17 protein-coding genes and 1 riboswitch are annotated in these 17340 nt (G+C 63.9%); of the genes, 5 read left to right on the forward strand and 12 right to left on the reverse strand.

Going from position 1 to position 17340, the window contains the following annotated elements; all coding sequences use genetic code 11:
* Positions 1–1398, forward strand: a complete 1398-nt coding sequence (locus ABG996_RS00770; RefSeq protein ID WP_347478363.1) for an aminopeptidase — start codon at positions 1–3, stop codon at positions 1396–1398.
* A 105-nt stretch (positions 1399–1503) separates the two neighbouring features.
* Positions 1504–2313, forward strand: coding sequence for a YaaA family protein (locus ABG996_RS00775; protein ID WP_347483989.1), 810 nt, complete (start codon positions 1504–1506; stop codon positions 2311–2313).
* Between the two features lie 134 nt (positions 2314–2447).
* On the opposite strand, the gene ABG996_RS00780 is transcribed toward ABG996_RS00775, so the two are convergent.
* Positions 2448–2969, reverse strand: coding sequence for a hypothetical protein (locus tag ABG996_RS00780; RefSeq protein ID WP_347478361.1), 522 nt, complete (start codon positions 2967–2969; stop codon positions 2448–2450).
* Positions 2970–3031: 62 nt separating this feature from the next.
* Positions 3032–3148, forward strand: a riboswitch (TPP riboswitch).
* Here ABG996_RS00780 and thiC point away from each other — a divergent pair.
* Together thiC and thiD are read left to right on the forward strand one after the other, a co-directional pair.
* Positions 3140–4474, forward strand: coding sequence for a phosphomethylpyrimidine synthase ThiC (gene thiC, locus ABG996_RS00785; RefSeq protein WP_347478360.1), 1335 nt, complete (start codon positions 3140–3142; stop codon positions 4472–4474). Its footprint overlaps the riboswitch before it by 9 nt.
* Positions 4475–4656: 182 nt before the next feature.
* On the forward strand, positions 4657–5487 hold the full coding sequence (gene thiD, locus ABG996_RS00790; protein ID WP_347478359.1) for a bifunctional hydroxymethylpyrimidine kinase/phosphomethylpyrimidine kinase: 831 nt from the start codon (positions 4657–4659) through the stop codon (positions 5485–5487).
* Between the two features lie 225 nt (positions 5488–5712).
* Here the strand turns inward: thiD and ABG996_RS00795 are convergent, their stop codons facing one another.
* Genes ABG996_RS00795 through ABG996_RS00810 form a run of 4 tightly spaced genes read right to left on the reverse strand, consistent with a single transcriptional unit; the run spans position 5713 to position 8048 of the window.
* Complete coding sequence (locus tag ABG996_RS00795) at positions 5713–6672, reverse strand: endolysin-like domain-containing protein (protein WP_347478358.1); 960 nt, start codon at positions 6670–6672, stop codon at positions 5713–5715.
* On the reverse strand, positions 6653–7048 hold the full coding sequence (locus tag ABG996_RS00800) for a phage holin family protein (protein ID WP_347478357.1): 396 nt from the start codon (positions 7046–7048) through the stop codon (positions 6653–6655). Before ABG996_RS00800 ends, ABG996_RS00795 begins: the two co-directional genes overlap by 20 nt.
* A gap of 11 nt (positions 7049–7059) precedes the next feature.
* Positions 7060–7632, reverse strand: a complete 573-nt coding sequence (locus ABG996_RS00805; protein WP_347478356.1) for a carbohydrate-binding protein — start codon at positions 7630–7632, stop codon at positions 7060–7062.
* 8 nt (positions 7633–7640) lie between these two features.
* The gene (locus ABG996_RS00810) at positions 7641–8048 is read right to left on the reverse strand and encodes a carbohydrate-binding protein (protein WP_347478355.1); all 408 of its coding nucleotides are present in this window, start codon (positions 8046–8048) and stop codon (positions 7641–7643) included.
* 99 nt (positions 8049–8147) lie between these two features.
* Between ABG996_RS00810 and ABG996_RS00815 the strand changes: the two genes are divergently transcribed.
* Positions 8148–9017, forward strand: coding sequence for a tyrosine-type recombinase/integrase (locus ABG996_RS00815; protein WP_271735151.1), 870 nt, complete (start codon positions 8148–8150; stop codon positions 9015–9017).
* A 12-nt stretch (positions 9018–9029) separates the two neighbouring features.
* Here ABG996_RS00815 and ABG996_RS00820 read toward each other — a convergent pair whose 3' ends face one another.
* From ABG996_RS00820 to ABG996_RS00850, 7 genes are all read right to left on the reverse strand, one after another.
* Positions 9030–9860, reverse strand: a complete 831-nt coding sequence (locus ABG996_RS00820; protein WP_347478354.1) for a hypothetical protein — start codon at positions 9858–9860, stop codon at positions 9030–9032.
* Positions 9861–10354: 494 nt separating this feature from the next.
* Positions 10355–11032: a collagen-like domain-containing protein gene (locus tag ABG996_RS00825; protein ID WP_347478353.1), complete on the reverse strand. Its 678-nt coding sequence runs from the start codon at positions 11030–11032 to the stop codon at positions 10355–10357.
* Positions 11025–11420: a hypothetical protein gene (locus ABG996_RS00830; protein ID WP_138339965.1), complete on the reverse strand. Its 396-nt coding sequence runs from the start codon at positions 11418–11420 to the stop codon at positions 11025–11027. The genes ABG996_RS00825 and ABG996_RS00830 overlap by 8 nt, the downstream gene beginning before the upstream one ends.
* Positions 11421–11507: 87 nt before the next feature.
* Positions 11508–12494: a hypothetical protein gene (locus tag ABG996_RS00835; protein WP_347478352.1), complete on the reverse strand. Its 987-nt coding sequence runs from the start codon at positions 12492–12494 to the stop codon at positions 11508–11510.
* A complete protein-coding gene (locus tag ABG996_RS00840; protein ID WP_347478351.1) occupies positions 12482–13321 on the reverse strand; it encodes a hypothetical protein in 840 nt (279 codons plus the stop codon). Before ABG996_RS00840 ends, ABG996_RS00835 begins: the two co-directional genes overlap by 13 nt.
* Entirely contained in the window at positions 13314–16946 is a 3633-nt protein-coding gene (locus ABG996_RS00845; protein ID WP_347478350.1) for a tape measure protein, read from the reverse strand. The genes ABG996_RS00840 and ABG996_RS00845 overlap by 8 nt, the downstream gene beginning before the upstream one ends.
* A gap of 9 nt (positions 16947–16955) precedes the next feature.
* Positions 16956–17327, reverse strand: a complete 372-nt coding sequence (locus ABG996_RS00850; RefSeq protein ID WP_195520576.1) for a hypothetical protein — start codon at positions 17325–17327, stop codon at positions 16956–16958.
* Positions 17328–17340: the final 13 nt, after the last annotated feature.

Below are 17340 nucleotides of genomic sequence, written 5' to 3' on the forward strand. Positions count from 1 at the left end.
ATGGAGCGTCCCTGCGCATGGAAAAAGTACACGCCACAGCAAGTCGAGGAGCTCGAGGAGCTTTGCCGCGGCTATAAGCAGTTTTTGAGCGAGAACAAGACCGAGCGCCTGTGCGTCAAGGCCGGCATCAAGATGGCCGAGGAGGCGGGATACGTCGACCTGGAGACCGTGATCGCCGAAGGCCGCGAGCTCAAGGCAGGCGACAAGGTGTACGCCGCCAACCACGGCAAGGACCTTATACTCGTCAACCTGGGCACCGCCCCGCTCGAGCAGGGCTTTAACATCCTGGGCGCCCACGTGGACTCGCCGCGCCTGGACCTTAAGCAGAATCCCGCCTTCGAGGCCGGCGACATGGCCTACCTCGACACGCACTACTACGGCGGCGTCAAGAGCTACCACTGGGTAGCCTCCCCGCTCGCACTCGTGGGCGTCATCTGCAAAAAGGACGGTACCACCGTCGACATCAATATCGGCGACAAGGCAGACGATCCGGTCTTTACCATCTCCGATCTGCTGATCCACCTCTCGAGCGAGCAGATGTCCAAGCCCGCCAAGGACGCCGTCGACGCCGAGATCCTCGACGTGATCGTGGGCGGCCGCCCCGTCAAGTTTGACGAGGACGACAAGGACGCCCCCAAGGAGCCCGTCAAGCAGATGTTCCTGGACATCCTCAAGGAGCAGTACGGCGTCGAGGAGGAGGACTTCCTCTCCGCCGAGATCGAGGTCGTGCCCGCCGGTCCCGCCCGCGACATGGGCCTCGACCGCTCCATGATTCTGGGCTATGGCCACGACGACCGCGTCTGCGCTTACCCCTCCATGCTCGCCCAGATTAATGTCGCCAATGTCGAGCGCACGAGCATCACGCTCATCGTCGACAAGGAGGAGATCGGCTCCGTGGGTGCCACCGGCATGACGAGCCGCTTCTTCGAGAACACCGTCGCCGAGATCATGACGCTCGCCGGCGAGGATAGCCCGCTGGCCCTGCGCCGTGCACTCGCCCACAGCCGCATGCTTTCCTCTGACGTGTCCGCCGGCTTCGACCCGGGCTATGCCGGCAAGTTCGAGACCAAGAACGCAGCCTTTATGGGTCGCGGCCTGTGCTTTAACAAGTACACGGGCAGCCGTGGCAAGGGCGGATCTAACGACGCCGACGCCGAGTACGTGGCCCTCGTCCGCGACATCATGGACGAGGCCGGCGTGGACTTCCAGACCTGCGAGCTCGGCCGCGTCAACGCGGGCGGCGGCGGCACCATCGCCTACATCATGGCCAAGTACGGCATGAACGTCATCGACTCCGGCGTTGCCGTCCTGTCCATGCACGCCCTGTGGGAGGTCGCCAACAAGGCCGATATCTACGAGGCATATCGCGGCTACAAGGCCTTCCTCGAGCGCGCCTAATCCACCCCACCCATAACTTGCGGTGGAATACGGATTGATTTGGTCTTTCAATAGCCCAAACAGACCGTATTCCACCGCAATTTCTTTATTGGCAGAGGAGAGTCCATGCTGCAGGTCATCGTTTCGCCCGCCAAGCGAATGCGCGCGGCACAAGATGCTTTTGAAGTTCAGGGGATTCCGCCCTTTGCGCGCGAGACCGCCCAGCTGCACCATGCGCTCTTGGACATCGAACGAACCGAAGGCGACAGCGGTCTACAAGCTCTGTGGAACGTCAGCAACAAGCTGCTGGGCCCTTGTCTCGACATTTTGCATGAGTTCGAGCCCATCTTGGGAAACGGCGATCTTGCCGATTCCGGTATCGCGCGCCGCATCTCCCCTGCCATCATGTCCTATCACGGCATTCAGTACCAGAGCATGGCACCCGAGGTAATGGATGCCGAACAGCTCGCCTGGCTGCAAAGCCACCTGTGGATCCTCTCCGGCCTCTACGGGTGCGTTCGTCCCTTTCATGCCGTCGAACCGTATCGGCTGGAGATGGGCGCGAAGCTCGCCGTTGACGATGCCCGAGACCTCTACGCGTTTTGGGGTGACAAGCTCGCGCGGGCTACCGCCCCGGCAGGCTCAAACACCACGATCGTCAACCTCGCCAGCGTAGAGTATGCCAAAGCCGTTCTGCCCCACCTCGCGGACGACGCCACGGCCGTCACATGCCTCTTTGGCGAGGGTATCCGCAACGGGAAGCCCATCCAACGGTCGACCGCCAGCAAAAAGGCGCGCGGCTCCATGGTGCGGTGGATGGCAGAAAACAAGCTCGAGGATGCAAGCGAACTTACCGCATTCAACATCGGCTATCGGCACATCCCCGAGCTCTCATACCTAGGCACCCTCGTGTTCATCAACGAACAGATGCTCTAGAGCCGGCACCCAACACTGACCCGCTCAGCCTTCTCTATATAACTTGCGGTGGAATAATTCCTATTTGAGCCTTTTTCGCACAATCAGGAACTATTCCACCGCAACTTTTATGAATTGGCTGCTAGGCTCGACACCTATTCTGCTAGACCGTCGGCCTTTGCAATCCCGTTTGTCGAACCGTCCTGATAGACAATCTTGACGTGCTCGACCTCGGACACCGCAACACCCGACGGGGGCTCCAGGCGCCATTCCGTCAGGGCGATATCCATGGTCGTGGGCGCATCTCCTTGATCTTTGAGCTTCACCGTGAGCGTTTTGAGCGCCGCGTCAAACGTCACGCATTCGATTTCTTCACCTGGAATGGACCCACCACTCAGTTGCAACTGCACAAACTCATCGCGCGGGTACCAATAATCGCCCGGAACGGCGAGCGTATTGGCATTACCGCCAGTACTCCTCACCGTCATAATCGGTAGGCTGTCATCAGCCTCGAACTCCCATGCAGCGCCGCCGCGACCGCCAAACGTCCAGATACAAAAGGCAATCACCAGCACGGCAAGCACCGCAAAACCAATCGCGACCAGCCCATGGTGCGCACGGCTTTCCTCGGCCGATACATCCCATTGCGTCTCTCGATATAGATGCTTGTCTTCCATGTTCGCCTCCCCACAGGCATGCTCGTTGGCCCAATCGTACCCATTCAGGCTATACTTGAGCCCATGACATAACGGGGAGCTTGCAGGACGGGACGGCAGGCTGAGATTGGGCGCGCCCGCCCTGACCCGCAAACCTGATATGGGTAATGCCAACGAAGGGAGCCGTGCCAATGAGCACACAGACCGAGTCCAAGCTCGTCACGCAAATCGACTTCGCCCGTGCCGGGCAGATCACGCCGCAGATGAAGGAAGTCGCCGAGCGCGAGCATCGCGACCCCGAGTACATCCGCGAGCGCGTGGCCGACGGCCGCATCGCCATTCCCGCCAACATCGTGCACATCAAAAAGGGCATGCGCGCCTTTGGCGTCGGTGAAGGCCTGTCCACCAAGGTCAACGTGAACTTGGGCATCTCGGGCGACAAGGCCGATGCCGCCGAGGAATGGAAGAAGGTCAAGATCGCCGAGGACTTTGGCGCCGACGCCATCATGGACCTCTCCAACTCGGGCAAGACGCGCCAGTTCCGCCAGCAGCTCATCGACGAGACGCCGCTCATGGTAGGCACCGTCCCCATGTACGACGCCATCGGCTACATGGAAAAGCCGTTGGTCAAGCTCACCAAGGACGACCTGTTCGAAGTCGTGCGCGCGCATGCCGAGGACGGCGTGGACTTTATGACCATTCACTGCGGCATCAACAAGTCGGTCACCAAGACCTTTAAGGAGACCGGCCGCCTGATGAACATCGTGAGCCGCGGCGGCTCACTGCTGTTTGGCTGGATGGAGGTCACCGGTAACGAGAACCCGTTCTATGAGTTCTACGACGAATTGCTCGAGATTTGCCACGAGTACGACGTAACGATTTCGCTCGGCGACTCCTGCCGCCCGGGCTGCCTCTACGACTCCAACGACGCCACCGAGACCGCTGAGATGATCGAGCTGGGCAAGCTGTGCAAGCGCGCTTGGGCAGCCGGCGTCCAGGTCATGGTCGAGGGCCCGGGTCACATGGCGCTCGACGAGATCGCCGCCAACATGAAACTACAGAAGCGCCTGTGCCACAATGCTCCGTTCTATGTGCTCGGGCCGCTGGTGACCGATATCGGCGTTGGTTACGACCACATCACCGCTGCCATCGGCGGCGCCATCTCCGCCAGCTCCGGTGCCGACTTCCTGTGCTACGTGACACCGGCAGAGCACCTATGCCTGCCCAACGCCCAGGATGTGCTCGACGGCCTCATGGCCACCAAGATCGCCGCACACGCCGCCGACATCGCCAAAAAGGTGCCCCACGCCCGCGACATGGACGACAAGATGGGCCAGGCACGCCGCAAGCTCGACTGGGACGCCATGTGGAAGTGCGCGCTCGACCCGGTTACGGGCAAGAAGCGCTACGAGGAGTCCCCCGCCGCTACCGAGGGCACTTGCACCATGTGTGGCAAGATGTGCGCCGTCCGCACCGTCAACAAGATCTTCGAGGGCACCACGATCGACCTCGGCATGGAGGACTAGCCCTGTCGCCGCGGCCGCTTCTGGCGGCGAGCTGGCGCCTGTCGATTGTTGACGTGTGAACATTTGCTTACATTTGCGTAAAGATTGCATCGCCCGCCCGGGTTCGACATAGAGTCGGCCCGGGCATCTTTATAATGCTGGCTTAAAGACCCATTTGATTCCGACCGAACAAGGGAGCGAACATGGATCGCAGTAAGGTACCTGCCGTTCTATCCATCGCAGGATCCGATTCCAGCGGTGGCGCCGGCATTCAGGCCGACATCAAGACCATCACGGCGCACCGCCTGTATGCCGAGACGGCCATCACCGCCATCATAGCGCAAAACACACTGGGCGTCACCGCCGTGCAGGATATCTCACCAGATATCGTAGCCGCGCAAATTGACGCCGTTTTCGACGATATCCGCCCGAGCGCCGTCAAGATCGGCATGGTTTCTTCTGTCGAGATTATCGATGTTATCGCCGACCGCCTGAGCGCCTGGAACGCGACAAACGTGGTAGTCGACCCCGTCATGGTCGCCACCTCGGGCGCTCGTCTGATCGCAGAGGACGCCGCCGAAGCGCTTACACACCGCCTGTTCCCGCTGGCGACCGTCATCACGCCCAATATTCCCGAGGCCATAGCCCTGCTCGACTACGAGGTCGACTCCGAGCGCACGCAGCAAAATGCTGCCATGCTCCTCACCCGCCGCTTTGGTTGCGCATCCCTCGTTAAGGGTGGGCATCTTGTCAACGAGGCCAACGATGTACTGGCCGAACCCGCGCCACTCGATGACGAGGGCAACCATCTGGGAGATCCACTCACCACGTGGTTCCGCCACAAGCGCATCGAGACCGACAACACACACGGCACCGGCTGCACGCTCTCGTCCGCCATCGCCTGTGCGCTGGCCCAGGGCATGGAACTTGCCGACGCCATCAACGCCGGCAAGGCCTACCTAACCGGCGCTCTCGCCGCCGGCTTTGACATGGGCAAAGGCTCCGGCCCCGTCAACCACATGTGGCAATACTGACCTGTAAGAACGAAAAAAACGAACACACCGTTTACCTGCTGGTTTAAGTACGACAACAACGGCAGAAGCGCATAAAACGGGTTAGCACGCGCACTTGGGATAATTTGGGGATACGCTAGGGTCACCGTCGAACTGACGAATCGTCTTGTTTAATTCAAAAAAAGCTCCCTCCCTGGACAACCAGGGAGGGAGCTTTTTTGTTTGTTGCCAATCAATAATCGAGGGTCATCGGTACAACCCACGGACCAGCGCCTTGCCGATCGCGACGTTGGTGTCACGGCCGTGGTAGCCATCGGCGCCTGACGAGCCGCACGAGATGCCATGTGCGATAAGCCAACGCTGGTGCTGTTTGATGGTTCCGCTATTCATCTGGCGAGCCTGGACACCGCAGAACTCAGGGTAGATCTTGCAACCCACTTTGCGCTGAAGCGCCAGGACCATATCAGAGCCGCAACCTTTTCCGGCCTTCGCCCACTCGACGCAGCCCGCATCGACGGCCCAGAAATAAGACTTGTTAGTGAGCCACTGACCCGAGATGACCCCGTCGGCGGAGGTCCCAAGCTGGCGCTGAAGCTCACTAATCATCTTGGGACCGAGGTAGCGCGTGTCACCGAGGCTCGAGACGGTGTTGTCCCTGACCTCGGTGTTTGTGCCGCTGAGCGTCTTGCCGTCGCCGAGCCAGTACAAGGTGCCGTCCCACGGATAGCCGTAATACGGCTTGATGTTGCTCTCGCGCCCCGTCTGATCGCCCTCTGCACCGGTGACGGTGCCTTTTTCCGAGATGGAAAACTGTGCCAGCATGTCGCCGCGTATGGAGCCGTAGGGCGAGATGCACACGGCGGTGTGATGCCTCTCGTTGAGATAGATGTCACCGCGCCGCGCCGACTTTACGCCCATCTTTCGCCATCCGAAAAGCCCGGTCTTGAGCAACTGCGTGCGCATGTTGCCGGTATAGGTGGCGCCGAACGTGTTCACGCCAACGGCGCGCAGGGCGGTTATCACCGCCGAGCTACAGTCACGGTCGCCGCCCGCGACGGTCACAGTCGTGCCATCGGAAAGAGTGATGACCTCCGTGGTGCCGTCGCCCATGCGGTTTATCTGGGAATAGCCGTGTCCCGTTCCCCCGTCATGCGAGACGAGGTGCTCAATTACCTGCGCGAAGGCCTCACGCTGAGTGATCGCCACTAGCGTCGCCTCCTCCATCGTGCTTGAAGATGCGCATGAGCGGGGTGTCGCGCAGCTCGGGATAGCCTGCGCAGACGTTCTCCATGCAGCTCGCGACCTCCATGACGGCGATGTAGGTGCAAACGACCGTGACGGTCACGCCGCCCAGGCCAAGGCCCACGACGTGCTGCGTGCCCGCCTCGATGATGATGGAAAGCAGGATAACGCAGAGGAGCTGCGCCTTGTGGCCGAGCCCCTCGCGCATCTTGGAGCTCGAAACGGTACCGTTGATGACGGCGCTGATGAAGCCGGTGACGATGTCCATGAGCATTAGTACGCATGCAAGGCTAATGGCCCAGACCTGAGGCTCGGTCAGCTGGACGAAGAAGATCGACATACGATCCTCCCCTAGCCGTTGCTCACGATGCTCCAGGCGCCGTCAGACCCGACGACGCCGGGCTCGAGCGTGTTGCCGTCAATCAGCGACTCGTAGACGGTGCCGTACTTGGTAACCCGGTCACCCTTGGCGTACGACTTTCCTCCGATCCACTCGGGAACGCCGGCGCCGCCGGCCGTGGACGCTACGACCTTCGCCCAGTGCTGGGGATCGGATACGGGGTCCGCAGCGGTCGCCGTGTGGCCGGAGATGGCCTTGTAGAGCGTGCCCTGCCAGAGCACGCGGTCTCCCTGCGCATAGACGTGACCGCATGCATAGAGCGGATAGAGCGCCGGAACCTTCAACGCATCATGGTCGGAGAGGGTGGCCGCCTGGATCTGGGCGAGCACGAGGGCAGCGTCCTGAGGCGTTCCGGCATCGGGAACGAGAGTCCACACCTGCCAGATGGCGCCGTCATGCTGCTCATAGGCGAGCACCGTGTGGTAACCGGCGTCGGGGTTGGGTTCCGACGCCTCGCGAATCGGCAGGCCGGAGCCGTCCGTAGTCAGGTAGACAGACCCAGATACAAATTGTCCGTAAAACATTTTTCTCCTTAATGGTTGATTCTTTCCCAAAACTCCGGAGCCGTATCGGGCTCAGATCCGATACGGGGTGCATGCGTCTGCAGGCACTTGTACAGGTCGCCTCCATATGCCACGCGCGCGCCAGCGGCATACGAGGCCTCACCCACATACCACGGCCGGATGAGCTGGGGTACCTTCAGCGCATCCACATCACCGAGAGTCTCGGCGGACATGGCAGCAAGCCGCACCGCGTCATCGCGCACCCCGTCTGGCACGACACTCCATACTTGGTAGATGGAACCGCCCCGCTGCTCATACGCCATGTCCGCCTTGAAACCCTCGGGGACCTCAGGCTCATCAGACGCGAGAATCGGGAGACCCCTCCCGTCTGTCGCTAGGCGCACTGCGGGCCCGACAAGGGTCCCGATCAATGCCATTTAGACTCCTTTCTCTCGACCTCTCGTGGCAGAAATCCCACGCGCGTATCCTCTCCTTGAGAGCCCACGCGTCTGGGATTTACGGGATTGGAGACCATGATGAAAGTTGCAGAGGCCGCCTCGAGGTACATGGACGATAAGCGCGGCAGGCTGCGCGCCTGCACCCTGGCCGGATACGAGAGCGCGCTAGCGCTGCACGTCCTACCTCGCTGGGGCGAGCTGGAACTCGAGGCGATAACGCCCGAGGGCGTACAGGGCTGGATTGATTCGTTTGATCTGCCGGGGGCCGCCGAAAAGGCATACAAGACCCTGCGGCAGGTTATCCGCTGGGCCATCCGCCGTCTCGGTGTGCGGATGTACGACCCAACCGCCGCCGGTGTCGAGCTACCGCGCAAGCCGGCGCACTGCCCACGCACGATGGAGGCGAGCCAGGTCCGTGCCTACCTCCGCGCGCTGTGGGGACACGAGTGCGAGGCGGTCGCAATCTGCTCGGTAACCCTCGGGCTGCGGCGCGGCGAGGCGTGCGGCCTCAAGTGGTCGGACATCGACCTGCGCACCGGTGAGGTCCGCATCCGCCGTTCGAGGCAAGTCGTGCGCGGCAATGAGGTCGTCGAGGCGCCGAAGACCGAGCGCTCCGCGCGGTCCTGCTGGCTCCCCCGCTTCGCCGTCAACCGCCTGCGCGCGCTGCGAAAAGGCCGCTCGGGCTGGCTGTGCGAACTGTCGCCCGACGCCATTGCGCGGCACATCAAATCCGCATGTCGCCAAGCCGGAGCCGCCTGGACCTCGATGACGGAATGCCGTCACACGTGGGCGACGCTCGCCGTGGAGGCAGGCGTGGGTATTGAGACCGTGGCCATGATGCTGGGACACACCGATATCGGCACGGCATACGAGCACTACATCGTACCGAGGCCGCGCATCTGCAAGGACGCACAAAGGGTGGTGGAGCGGTTGATACTCGGCGGGTAGGAATTCTGTATCCTAATTGGCAATCCAGATGCAGTGTCCAATGTTGCGCCCTTGGCTAACAGCTACCGCGCTAATAAAGACAACTTTGCCAGATTTCTGAACCTCGACTTCTGCAGTGCTGTTGTTGACGATGCCGTTTGAAGATGTACGCACAGCCGGCGCAAGGAATGATTGAGTCGGACGGAATTCAACGGGCAACGTCCCTGCATTCCATAACTGTGATGATTCCTGAATGAAATTCCAAGACATCTCTACCAGGAAGCCTATTTTACGGTAAGCCACATGGGGACCCGAGAAGTCTTTCCCATATAAGAACTGATAGCCAACCTCGCGGGATACAGAATCCCCGAGGTCTGCCAGGGGAGTCAGTTTGGGGATGAGAAGCTTAGGCTGACCCGTCGTCAGTCCGTCGAATGTCACCGAGCAGATCGGGACCGTCACGTCAGCGTCACCGTCCAGGATAGAGCCTTTCGGCACCGACGGCGCGGCGGCGCTCGAGCCGGGGGTTCCCTGGAGAACCTTCCACTCGACCGTCTCGACAAGGGTCGGGCTGGACCCGCTCACATCGCGGGTGTAATGGACACAAATGTAGTCCATGCGCTTCTTGCCTTGCGAGCCGCTCGCCACCTTGACGTCCTCGGGCGAGGTGACGCCGATATGGCGACCCTGCACGATCATGTCGCCGGTCGCGATACGGACGGTGTTCGCGTCGACGAGAGATGGGGCCAGTTTGCCGCCCGTCTGCAGCACATAGCTGCCAGTGCCGACTTCGCCCGCAATGCGGCGGCCGTCGTCGGCCGAGCTGACGTGTGGCACGCCCGCTTTACCGGTCACTATCTCCATTTAAGCCGTCCTTTCCCATATAAAGCCGTTCTGGCTGTCCCGCATGACCCACGTTCCCCCATAGGTGGCACCTGGGTTTTTGCCCTTGCTTTCCATATAGAGGGAGCCCACAGGGTGTGCAGCGAGGAACGTCTGGGCGGTCGAGGCTGCAGGACCCTGTGGCCCCGTCTCCCCGGCAGGCCCCTTTATGTTGCCCAACTTGATCCAGGCCATTTCGCCGTCACCCGCTAGGCCTTGTAGGTGTACAGGTTGCCCGTGCTCGCGTCGATGTAGACCGAACCGACCACGGCAGTACCTGTCGGTGCGCCAGTCCCAGCGGTCACTGAGGTGCCGTCGGCGCCCTTGGGCCCGATCGGGCCAGTCGGCCCGATCGGGCCGGTCTCCCCTCGCGGCCCCTGGGCCCCTTGCGCTCCCCTGGCGCCGGTATCGCCCTTTTCGCCTTTGGGACCCTTCAGCGATCCGATGTTAGTCCACGCCATATCGCTCCCCCTTCACTAGGCACTCGTACCGTACTGGTAGACCTTAAAGCCGTCTGCCGTATCAATGTAGACGGCTCCCTCCTGCGACGCTGCCGTAGGAGCCCCTTGGCCGAACGTAATGCCTGGGCCAGCCGGCCCCTGTGCGCCCTTGGGGCCGGTGTCGCCCCTGTCACCCTTTTCGCCCGTGGCCCCCTTGTCGCCCTTGGGCCCCTTCATTTCGCCGAGGTCCGTCCACTGCGCATCACCGGTCGCGGCGGTTTTCACCCACATGTGGCCGTTGTCGCTCGTGACGTAGGTGTCGCCGATGGCGGCATCGGACGGCAGCGCGGACGCGCTGCTCACCGCGCCCTTGACCGTTATGGACGTGCCGTCGGCACCTTTGGGGCCAGTTTTGCCCGTTTCGCCTTTGGGCCCCTTGAGGCTCACGCCGTTGATGGCGGAACCGACTCGGGCGGTAGACCTGCCCGGATCCACCGCCGAAATGGGATAGACACTTCCCTTGGCGTCGAGCACGAGGTCGCCGACCTGCACGCCGTCAGACGGGGAAAGCGCCGAAAATGCGACTTCGCCTTCCGACGGGATATTGACGCTCGCCACGCGGACGCTGCCGCCCTTGGGGCCGGCGTTGCCGGTCGCGCCCTTGTCCCCTTTGGGGCCCTTGAGCGTTCCAACTTGGTTCCATGCGTTAGCCATTTGTATCTCCAATCTCGCCGTAGCGATAATAGGTGCCCGTCTCACTGTCGAGATAGAGGTCCCCGACGCGACCACCTATGGCGGGGGTGCCGCCCCCGACATACCACTTCGTGCCGGGCTCGCCTACGGCCCTCAGCTGCTCTCGCACCCAATCTTCGACATCAGCCCAGGTCTTGACCTCGTCATCGGTGTAGATGTAGCCGTCCGGCTTGGCCCTCGGGCGCACCTTGAGCACGGCGCGCGCGTGCGTGTCGCGCCCATCGCTCGCCCAAACGGCCATGTCAACGCCCGCAGTAAGCAGAAGCGAGGGCACCACGGCCTCTCCGCCCACGACCGGGACGACCAATGCGCGTTCCGATCCGGCGACGGCGAAATGTGCCTCCGTCACCCCCTGCAACGCGATGTGAACGCGCCGACCCGTATCCCATTGGTAAAGGGGCGGGCCGATGAGTTCTATCTGCTTCATAGCAGTCTCCTATCTCCCCACCGCACCAGGCGATGCGCCATACGTGGCGCTGTAGCCCGACCCCGCGGCCTTTACGATCTTGCTGCTGATCTCGACCGAGACCGTCACGTTTGGCGAATAGTGCCTGGCCTCGACGATATCGCCGAGGCCGAACTCGACGCCCTCGTTGACCGTCACGGTCACGCTGCCCTCGGACTGTTTGTCCTTGAGTCGGCTGAGTGCCTGATCGCGGAGATCGTCGCCCTCGGTGTTGTTGGCGTCGTAGTACTCCTCGAGCTCGAAGACGCCGGCCATCGCCTTCACGGTGCCTACGCCGCCTTCCCGGTCGGCGTAGACGTCCACGACATCTCTGGCCGCAAGTTCGCCCTTGCCGGCCGCCTTGAGGTGATTGGTGACGAGCAGGTCGCTCTTGAGGTCGAAGTTAACGAGATCGGAGTCGACCCTGCCGCGCCAGTCTGTCACCTTCACCGCCTGGAGCCTGCACGATCCGCCCACCCACCTCGCATCGAGGCGAAGGCCTGCGGAGCGCATCGCCAGCCTAAGGTTGGTCCAAGCGTCGGGTGCGTCCCTGTTGCATCGGTAGCTTACGCTCACCCCGGCGTCGGCATCGGGAACTGTGAAGAGGGAGCCGATGTCGAGCCGTTTAGCCGCGGAGCGCAGCACGGCGTTTGCGTCCCCAGAGAGGACAAGGTAGTCCTGGCCCGGATCGGGCCACAGAAGGCGCTTCTCGAGCACTCCAGTCCAGGTCGACCCGGTCCAGTGCAGCTCGGACGAAGTGCGGCCAGTCTTGAGCTCAAAGCCCTCGACGCGCCCGCCGATCTCCAGGCCGTCGGCGAAAACACGCCAAGCGGCCTCCGGCAACGGTACGGACGAGTCGCGCACCACGAGATCGAACGAGTTGTCGACGCCGTCGCCCCAGCCCGAGTCCATATCCAGCTCGAAGTTCGAAATCGGGAAAAGCGTCCTGCCGGCGCTGTCGGAGACTATGAGCTCCAAGGCGGCTCCCCCTCCTCAAGATAATGGGTCATGGTGAAGCCGAACGAGCCGTCCCACGAGACAGAGGACGTGCCCGGCCGCAGCTGCTCGAAGCAGTAGGAGCCGCTTCCCGCGCCCTCTCCGCGCATGCCGTCGGCGAAGCGGTCCTCGGTCTCACCGTACATGCCGACGAGCTTGATCGTCTTGGGGAAGCTCGAGCCGTCGATGATAAGCCTGGAGCCGCCAGGCACTTCAACGTCCGCGGAGTAGACGTTGATGAAGTCCCCCTGCGTCACGGTGATGCGCGGTGACGACGCGGGACCGAAGATCGTGAGCTTAAGGTCGGCAGGCACCAGCCCATCGACGGTGACCGACCGGCTTGCGACCGATCCGCCGTAGTCGAACTCGAAGTCATGGGGGAAGTCCAAGCCGGTCTGGTCCTCGTCCTCCCGGGCGTAGAACTCCTGGGCGACCTCGCGCCGCCAGGATCCGTCGAGCAGCAGCACGGTAAGCGTAGCGGCGATGCCCCGCCTGCCATAAATCTGCGAGGTCTCGGACTTAGCGATATAGGCGCGCTGGTACCAAACACCGTCGACAACGAGGCGACCGGGCTCGCCGACGGAGATATCCCTGTCCGCGAGCCGCCTGAGCCTGTCGGCAGCCGCCGAGGACGCCACGGCATCGACCGTCGCCTCCCTCGCGTCTCGCGAGATGCCGTAGGCGCCGCGCCACGAGAGGTCGTAGCTCCACTCGCGCGAGCGCACGCCCGCAGCGGTGCCGACGAAGACGCCGTTGCCATCAAGGTCGACGCTCTCGCCCGATGACGACACGTAGTGCATTCTATGCATGTGCCACCGCCCTGATGTGTCTGTCGAGGTCGCGCTCGAGCGTGACCGGCGTGTACTTCCGGATGATTGTCGGAAGGTTTCGGTCGAGCCACGCGATGACCGCAGCGCCGTCCGAGCCGCCGCCGACATCCATCGTCTGGGCGACCCCCCTGCCGATCCCGCCCAGCACCTTAGGGCTCAGCGGGATGGCCGCCTCGTCGTATCGCCGGTTGTCGCCGATTCCGATGACGCGCGGGCTGTTCGGTCCGAAGACCGCGCCGCCGGCGTACCAGTTAACGTTGACCGACGGGACCGAACCCGTCTGTGCGTCGAACTTGCCGCTCATCGAGAAGTGCGGCAGCGGTCCCACGTTGATGCGCGGAAGCGTGAGCCGCATCGATCCGACCTCGGCCGACATCTGCCGGCAGGCCCCCATGATCGCAGAGCGGGCGGCACTTGCCGCATCCCTGGCGGAAGCCGAGAAGCGATTGAAGGACGCGCCCGAACGGACGCCGAACGAGACTGCGGACGCCGACGCCGACGCCATGCTCGCCGCGACCATGGAGGCCACTGCTGCCACGGAGACGGAAAGCAGCAGGGCCGACGCCGAAGCCGCCCCGCAGGAGGCGGAGAAAGATGCCAGAGACGGCGGCGCGGCGGCAAGGGCGGGAGCGGCGGCCGCCGCCGCAGCGGCAAGCGCACCAAGGCCGGCTGCGGCACCGGGGGCGCCGGAGGATATCTTGGGAATCGCCTTCCCCATGGTTCCGAGCCCGTCAGCCGAGGTCGAAATGGAAGCGGCTGCGCCCGCCATGGCGACGTCGAGCGCAGCCATTCCAAGAGCGAGGGCGGCGGTCGCAAGTGATGCAGCCGTGGCGCCGACGGCGAGCACCGCCAGACCCGCGCCCGCGACGAGCGAGCCCACGCCGAGCACGATGAGGCCGGCGCCGCCAACCATGGCGGCGGCGCCCAGGGCCGTGGCGGCGACCGCGAGCGGCATGGCGAGCGCGGAGCAGGTCGACAGGCCAGCGCCCGCCAAGAGACCGCCAGCTCCCATGACAATAAGGCCGACGCCCGCGACGATGGCGGCCATGCCGAGGGCCGCGGAGGCGACCGCACATGCCGCTGCCCCGGCGGCGAGCGCCAGCAGCCCTCCCGACGCCGTGAGAGCACCGGGGGCCAGCACGAACAGGGAGGCTCCGAGCGCGGCCATGCCGACGGCGGCCTCGGGGCCGCAGGCGGCGATGGTCGGCAGCGCGAGTGACATAATCGCGAGGCCGGTGGCTGCGAGCAGGATGCCCACGCCGGCGAGCGCGACGGCGGCGCCGAAGGCGACCATGCCGACGGAGCCGGCAGTCAGGCCGGGCCCGAGCGCGGCGGCGCCAAGCGCCAGCCCGGCGATGACCGCCACCATTGCTGCCATGCCGATTGCGGCCTGAGGCCCCGCCTCGCCGAGCTTTATCGCGGAGAGGGCGAGAAGGCCGATGCCGCCGCACGCCAGCAGAACGCCGGCTCCAACCATGAGGACGGCCGCACCGAACGATGTCATCTTACCGGCCGCCGCGCCCGCGGCTGTGCCGGCGGCGGTCTCGCCAGCCGCCGTTGTGGCAAGCCCGGCGCCGGCGGCGGGTGCGGATACCCCGAGGGACAGCAGGGCGCCGCCGATGACCTTCAGGAGCGAGCCCACAGGGCCGCCGGCGACTTTCATGACGAGGAAGGCGCCGCCGACGCCCTTGACGACCGGGGCAACCTCCTCGGAATGCTCGGAAACCCATTGGAATGCGTCGCCCACCGAGCGGATGACCGGCTCGGCGGCCTCGAAGGCGTCGTCAAGGGCGTTTGCGGCATCTGCCGCGCCCTCGGCGGGACTCGACCACCCGGTGATCTGCGATACGGTCGACCATATGGCGTCGCCCGTGGAGGACGCCGTGTAACCGAGCGCGTCAAGTGTTCCCGCGAAAGATGAAGCCGCCTCGTTGTTGAGCAGCGTCTCGCAGAAAGCGGAGGTCATCTCCACTGCGCCGGCGAACGCGTCCCCGGCCACCGAGACCCCGCCCGCGACAACGCCGGAGAACACGGCGGCGAACGACGACGCCGCGTCCCGGATGCTCGGGTCGGCCATCGCGTCGGTGACGGCTCCGAACGCGCCGTTCACCGCGCCCTTCACGCCGTCGATGACGCCGACGATGTTGGACGAGCCGATGGCGCCGATAATCTTGGCGACGCCCTTTGGGAAGGCGTTGCACATGTTGGAAAACGACGTCTTGATGCCGCCCGTCGCGGCCTTTGCCTGCTCGGAGAAGCTCGTGATGCCGTCCGCGCCGTTCTTGTCGAGGTCGACCACTGCGTCGGCGAAATCCGAGACCGTGACCCTGCCGTCCTTCATGGCCTGGTAGAGGTCGGATGCCGATGCGCTCTGCCCGAGCATGGACTTCGCCACCTGGTCGAGCTGGCCAGGCATCGCCTGCTGGATGCTCATCCAGGTGTCCATCTCCATCTTGTTGGTGGAGACAGCCTTGGTGAGCTGCGTCATGGCGTTGGACTGGATGTCCTCGGACGCACCGCCAGCGAGAACGGCATCATTGAATGCAAGGTAGCGGTCGGTCGCCTGGTCGATCGACTTGGACGACGGCGCGAGCTGCTGCACGCCCGTCGCGGCCGCGTCGAGCCTCGTGGGAAGCTCCGACAGCCTGTCAGACAGGGTGTCGACGCTCCTCTGCGACTCGTCCGCCCCGTAGCCGAGCGACTGGAGGACCTTGGGGAAGTTGTTGAGCGTGTCGACGCGCGCGACCGCGGCGTCCACGCTCGAGGACACTGTCGAGACGACCCTCTGCACCACGCCGGCAACGGCGCCGGTGATGACCGCCGCCTTGGCCGAGAAGCCCGAGGCGACCTTGCTCGCCATGTTCCCGCCCGCCGTGGTTCCGGTCGAGCCGAATGCGCTCGAGAGCGACGACAGCGTGCTCCCCGCCGAGGAGAGGACGCCGCCGCCGATGGTGGCGATCTTCGCCATGAATCGGCCGGTAGCCTTCTCCCCCGCGGACAGCCTGTCGGTGAGCGTCCCGGCGCTTCCGCCGAGCTTTCCGAGTGCAGACACGGGTGCGGAGGTCGCGCTCGCCAGCCGCTTCTGCGCCGAGGCGAGTTTGGACTCGGCCGCCTGGGCACGCTCCGACGCCGTCTGCGCCCTGAGCTTGGCGGTGACGAGGCTGCTCTCGGCGCTTAAGGCCCTTGCGGATGCCGGGCCGTACTTGGCAACGGCATCGTTGTACTTGACCTGGGCCGCCTCCGCCGACAATGAGGCCGACTTCGAGGTCGCCATCGCCGAGCGAAGCTCGAGCGTGGCGGATTTGACCTTGTTCTGGAGCCCCTCGACGGCGTTCGCGCTCGCCGCGCTGGAGAAGGCGGAGGAGAATGCGGCGCCGGTCGCCTTGCCGGTCGCGGAGAATTTACCAGTCGCGCCGGAGAGCGCAGAGGAGACCCTAGCGACCAGGCCGCTGCCGCCAGACTTGCCCGCCGCCGCGGAGAAGACCCTTCCGAAGCGCGACCCCGAGGAGGATCCCGCCCCGGACAGGTCCTTGTCAACCTGGGAGGCGAAGCCAGCCATGGACGGCATTACCTTTACGGATACGGATCCGACGTCTGTGGACATGGCGCCTCCTTATACATCGATTCCGAACGACGAAGATATCTCGTACTTCGCCGCCAGCGCCGAGTCCCTGCGGCGCTCGTTCCTGGCTCGCTCGCCCGGCGATAAGATCCGCTGCGGGGCGTTGACGCGCTTTTTGGCATCCTCGGTGAACCCGTAGTGGAAGCACCTGAGCTCGTGCTCGATCATGTCGAGCAGGCGCGTCTTGTCGTCCCACAGGTTGTCGGGCTCAAGGCGAACGGAGACCCGCGAGCGCGCCGGCAGCTGGGAGTAGAGGACCTGCCAGCGGCAAAGGTCCTCGTCCGTCGCCCCGTCGAACCCGCCGCCGAGGGGAAGGTCGATGCCGTACGTCTGACGGAAGTCGGCGACGACCTCTCCCCTCATGCAGGTCCAGGCG

Source organism: Collinsella aerofaciens (assembly GCF_039836695.1).
In the GTDB taxonomy this organism is placed as follows: domain Bacteria; phylum Actinomycetota; class Coriobacteriia; order Coriobacteriales; family Coriobacteriaceae; genus Collinsella; species Collinsella aerofaciens_BD.

Bases quoted from the DNA above. Each gene is read 5' to 3' on its own strand.
- ABG996_RS00770 (WP_347478363.1), top strand. From the start codon at position 1: ATGGAGCGTCCCTGCGCATGGAAAAAGTACACGCCACAGCAAGTCGAG.
- ABG996_RS00775 (WP_347483989.1), top strand. From the start codon at position 1,504: ATGCTGCAGGTCATCGTTTCGCCCGCCAAGCGAATGCGCGCGGCACAA.
- ABG996_RS00780 (WP_347478361.1), bottom strand. From the start codon at position 2,969: ATGGAAGACAAGCATCTATATCGAGAGACGCAATGGGATGTATCGGCC.
- thiC (WP_347478360.1), top strand. From the start codon at position 3,140: ATGAGCACACAGACCGAGTCCAAGCTCGTCACGCAAATCGACTTCGCC.
- thiD (WP_347478359.1), top strand. From the start codon at position 4,657: ATGGATCGCAGTAAGGTACCTGCCGTTCTATCCATCGCAGGATCCGAT.
- ABG996_RS00800 (WP_347478357.1), bottom strand. From the start codon at position 7,048: ATGTCGATCTTCTTCGTCCAGCTGACCGAGCCTCAGGTCTGGGCCATT.
- ABG996_RS00805 (WP_347478356.1), bottom strand. From the start codon at position 7,632: ATGTTTTACGGACAATTTGTATCTGGGTCTGTCTACCTGACTACGGAC.
- ABG996_RS00810 (WP_347478355.1), bottom strand. From the start codon at position 8,048: ATGGCATTGATCGGGACCCTTGTCGGGCCCGCAGTGCGCCTAGCGACA.
- ABG996_RS00815 (WP_271735151.1), top strand. From the start codon at position 8,148: ATGAAAGTTGCAGAGGCCGCCTCGAGGTACATGGACGATAAGCGCGGC.
- ABG996_RS00820 (WP_347478354.1), bottom strand. From the start codon at position 9,860: ATGGAGATAGTGACCGGTAAAGCGGGCGTGCCACACGTCAGCTCGGCC.
- ABG996_RS00825 (WP_347478353.1), bottom strand. From the start codon at position 11,032: ATGGCTAACGCATGGAACCAAGTTGGAACGCTCAAGGGCCCCAAAGGG.
- ABG996_RS00840 (WP_347478351.1), bottom strand. From the start codon at position 13,321: ATGCATAGAATGCACTACGTGTCGTCATCGGGCGAGAGCGTCGACCTT.
- ABG996_RS00845 (WP_347478350.1), bottom strand. From the start codon at position 16,946: ATGTCCACAGACGTCGGATCCGTATCCGTAAAGGTAATGCCGTCCATG.
- ABG996_RS00850 (WP_195520576.1), bottom strand. From the start codon at position 17,327: ATGAGGGGAGAGGTCGTCGCCGACTTCCGTCAGACGTACGGCATCGAC.